A 3971-nucleotide genomic window follows, 5' to 3' on the forward strand; every position below is an offset into this window, starting at 1 on the left:
TTCTTGCCATCGCCCCAGAGCATTGCGCGGAATCTCTCGGCCAGCGAGGTTGCTGCTCCTCTTTGCGCCTGCGGATTTGCTAAGACAAATACGGAGGGCAACCTTGCGAAGGGGAAAGATGGCGCTCATTACAAAATTCAATCGCAAGCCAGAACGCGAAGCAAGAATTTGGGTTCGAATAGGATTGTGAAAGGCGCGCGCCGCATCCATCCCCGCAAGCAAACCGGGCGGCGCTCGTCCACCGCCCGGATCGCAATGACGGCCACTGTTATTTCTTCGCAGCGTCCGAGGCGACCGGATCGCCCTTGTCGGCGATCATGATGATCAGGACCTTGGCGGGGTCCTTCTGACTTGCATTCTTCGCGACATGCGCCTCGCCCATGGGATGGCTCCACGCATCGCCCGCTTTTTTCAATCCGGCCGGCGCCTTGCCGGGATTGGTCGGCTCCAGCACCACCGCGCCGTCGAGCACAAAGGTGACCTCCTGACCCGGATGCGTGTGCAGCGGCGTCTGCGATCCCGGCGGATAATCCGTGGTCCAGACAATGATCTCCTTGCCGGGCACGCCATCGAGCGGCCCTCTGAACACTTCCGTGCGTTTGAAACTCTGTTGTTGAGCGAACGCTGCGGGCATGGCGCCCAACAGAACGATTGATGCGAGCAGGCTTGTGGTCGCATAGCGCATCACCATGAATCCGTCTCCTTGCAAGCATTCCAGGTCCGTTGCGAAAAGCCGCGAAACTTTTGCGCGGCGCTTGATATTAGGCGCGGCACAGCGCCTGGCTACGAGCGACGATGTCGCACGAATCCCTGGCGCAGGATCGTCATCGTCGTGCTCATCAGCGTATGCGTTACGCGCGCCTTGAAGACGCGGCATGAGCGTGAGCTGCCGCGACGGCGTATCCGAACGGAACCTAATGCGCGCCAGCAACTTGTTACGACCATCCATTGCGCAGGGAGTTGCCGATGCTGGACGCAATCGCCCGCGTTGAGTGGGCCGAGCTGTTCGTGCCAACGCATTCCATCGCCGAGATGGTGGTGCGCGGCAGCCTGATGTATCTCGCGCTTTTCGTGATTTTCCGTTTCATGGTCGGGCGGCAATCGTCGGCAGTCGGCATCGCCGACATTCTCGTCATCGTCATCATCGCCGACGCGGCGCAGAACGCCTTCGCCAAGGAATACCAGTCTGTTACCGAAGGCGTGACGCTGGTCCTCACCATCGTGCTCTGGGATTTCACGCTCGACTGGCTTGCTTATCACAACCGGTTCTTCGCCTGGCTCTGCGCGCCGCCGCCGCTGCCGCTCGTCAAGGACGGGCGCATGCTGCACCGGAATATGCGGCGCGAGCTGATTTCGGCCGCGGAATTGGCCAGCCTCGCGCGCCAGCAGGGCATCGACCATATCGAGGAGGTTCGGTCGGCCTGTCTCGAAAGCAATGGCGAAATCAGTTTCGTGAAGAAGTCGCCGGGGGATGAGCAGGGCGGCAAACGGCGACGGGATGATGCGATCTGAGATGACCGGAAGCGCTGTCTGTCATGAGAATAAAATCCTTGACACCGTAACGCTGCTCCGATAGGGTTGTCGCATTCTCCACAATTGCATTTGGGCGCTGCGCAGCGTGAACGATGCTCGCAATTGAGGGCCTCGGTCGCGCGCAGTCTCAATGCGAGACATAGTTGACCTGCAAGACACAAGGCTTGCGCGCGTGCGGGCTTCGCGCCAAGAGCAGCCATGACCGACAGGACGAGCAAGACGCCGAAGGCGCCAAAAGGCAAGGGCAAGGAGCGGCGCGAGGCGAAGGCGCCGGCGCCCGCCGAGGCGCGCGCGCTCACCCATGCCGAGGCGCGCACGGTCATCATCGGCCTGATGCTGACGCTGTTTTTGGGGGCGCTGGACCAGACCATCGTCGCCACCGCGCTGCCGACAATGGGCCGCGCCTTCAACGACGTCGAGAACCTGTCCTGGGTGGTCACCGCCTACCTTCTGACCGCCACCGTCTCGACGCCGCTCTACGGCAAGCTCAGCGACATCTATGGCCGGCGCGCCGTCATGCTCACCGGCATCGCGATTTTCATCGCCGGATCCGTGGCTTGCGCGATGGCGCCGACGATGACGACGCTGATCTTCGCGCGCGGCCTGCAGGGCCTCGGCGGCGGCGGGCTGATGTCATTGACGCAAACCATCATCGCCGACATCGTCACGCCGAGGGAGCGCGGCCGCTACCAGGGCTATATCGGCGCGGTCTTCGCCTCGTCGTCGATCGGCGGACCCGTCCTCGGCGGCATTCTGACCGAGCATCTGCATTGGTCTTTGATCTTCTGGATCAACCTGCCGCTCGGCCTCGTCGCGCTCGCGCTGACCGGCAAGGTGCTGCGGCGAATCCCCTTGCATCAACGCAAGCATGCGCTCGACCTTCCGGGCGCGCTGCTGATGATCTCGGCGGCGATCTCGCTCCTCCTCGCGCTGAGCTGGGGCGGGGTGCGCTTTCCATGGCTGAGCCTGCCGGTGCTGGCGCTGTTTGCCGCATCGGCCGCGCTCTGGGGAGCGTTCGCCTGGCGCCTCGTCACAGCGCCCGAGCCGTTCCTGCCGCTGCAGGTGCTCGGCAATCCGATCGTGCGCACCGCGACCTTGTCGGGCGCCTGCTGCATGGGCGTGCTGGTCGGACTGACGATCTTCGTGCCGCTCTATTTCGAGACCGTGATCCACCTCAACGCCAGCCAGTCCGGCCTTGCGCTGATCCCGCTGATGGGCGCATCGGTCGTGTCCGCCACCATCACCGGACGGCTGATGGCACAGGTCGAGAATTACAAGCGCATGGCCTTTGCCGGCTACGCGCTCGCGATCCTTGCGCTCGGCGCGCTCGCGATCTGGCCCATCGGCCTGCCGATCGCGGTGATCCTTGCGATCCTGAGCGTCGCCGGCTTCGGGGTCGGTTCGGTCTTTCCAGTGACGACGGTGTCGATGCAGAACGCGGTCGCCGGCCGGTATATGGGCATCGCGACCGGCTCGCTGAACTTCTTCCGCTCGCTCGGCTCGGCGCTCGTCGTCGCACTCCTTGGCGCGATCGTGCTCGGCGGCATCGGCGGCAGCGGCGGCGTCTCGGTCGAGGCGCTGGCGCGCAGCGCGTCGGAGCCCGCGCTCGCCTATGCCTTCCGCTTCGTCTTCCTCGCGGCGATGCTGATCCTGTGTTTCGGTCTCGCCTTCCTGATCGGCATGGAGCAGAAGCCGTTGCGCGGCCCCGCGAAGGACTCCGTGCCGGCGCCCGACGCGCCGGCGACGCCAGTGCAGGAGCCGGGCGAGCGCAACTGACGCGAGTTCGGTTTTCGCGGGAGAGTTCGGTCTTTGCGGGAAGAGGCGCGTTGCCTGTCATAGCCCGCCAAAGCGGGCGATCCAGATCCGGTCAACGCAACTGGCGTTGCGCGTGTACTGGATGCCCGCTTTCGCGGGGCATCACAACAATGGGCGATATGGGTCCCGCTTGCGCGGGGACGACAGGTGAGGGCGGGGCCGGCGATGCGCCCGCGAGGCCGGACGCTAGCGCCTGATGCGGCGGCGCGCGGCGATCCGCACCGGGATCGGCTGCGGCTGCACGAACAAGGCTGCGAGCAGCGCGCGCAATTCATGGCCGAAATCGGGGATGCCGAACGGCTTGCCGGACGGCGCGCTCCACCATGGCGATTGCTCGGCGGCGGGCGCGAGCGGCGGCGCGTCGGCGACGCGGGGCGGGGTGGGCGTATCGGCTTCCGGCCGATCGGTCGAACGCGGGTTGGGCATGACGGCGTCTCCGTCGCTAGAGCCTGGCCCGCGCCGATGAAGCCGTCGGGCTTCATGGAAAGTCGCGCAGCCGGCATCCGGTTCCATCATGAAGCCTACGCCGCAAAGGTTATCGAGATGGAAAGGGGTGGACGCGCGCGCGGGGTTATGGGGAATGGTTGGTGAAGGGGGGTGGACTTTTGCCTCCGTCAGGCTAC

General features: G+C 64.9%; 4 protein-coding genes. 2 read left to right on the forward strand and 2 right to left on the reverse strand.

The window, feature by feature from the left end:
- Positions 1 to 268: 268 nt before the first annotated feature.
- Positions 269 to 691 carry a cupin domain-containing protein gene (locus VN004_RS13135; protein ID WP_325610690.1) on the reverse strand — a complete coding sequence of 141 codons (423 nt, stop codon included), beginning with the start codon at positions 689 to 691 and terminating at the stop codon, positions 269 to 271.
- A 275-nt stretch (positions 692 to 966) separates the two neighbouring features.
- On the opposite strand from VN004_RS13135, the gene VN004_RS13140 reads away from it, so the two are divergent.
- Together VN004_RS13140 and VN004_RS13145 are read left to right on the forward strand one after the other, a co-directional pair.
- Positions 967 to 1512, forward strand: coding sequence for a DUF421 domain-containing protein (locus VN004_RS13140; RefSeq protein ID WP_325610692.1), 546 nt, complete (start codon positions 967 to 969; stop codon positions 1510 to 1512).
- Positions 1513 to 1731: 219 nt separating this feature from the next.
- Positions 1732 to 3309 carry an MDR family MFS transporter gene (locus VN004_RS13145; protein WP_325610694.1) on the forward strand — a complete coding sequence of 526 codons (1578 nt, stop codon included), beginning with the start codon at positions 1732 to 1734 and terminating at the stop codon, positions 3307 to 3309.
- Positions 3310 to 3534: 225 nt separating this feature from the next.
- Here the strand turns inward: VN004_RS13145 and VN004_RS13150 are convergent, their stop codons facing one another.
- A complete protein-coding gene (locus VN004_RS13150) occupies positions 3535 to 3774 on the reverse strand; it encodes a hypothetical protein (protein WP_325610696.1) in 240 nt (79 codons plus the stop codon).
- Positions 3775 to 3971: the final 197 nt, after the last annotated feature.

It is taken from the genome of Pseudorhodoplanes sp., from assembly GCF_035565855.1.
In the GTDB taxonomy this organism is placed as follows: domain Bacteria; phylum Pseudomonadota; class Alphaproteobacteria; order Rhizobiales; family Xanthobacteraceae; genus Pseudorhodoplanes.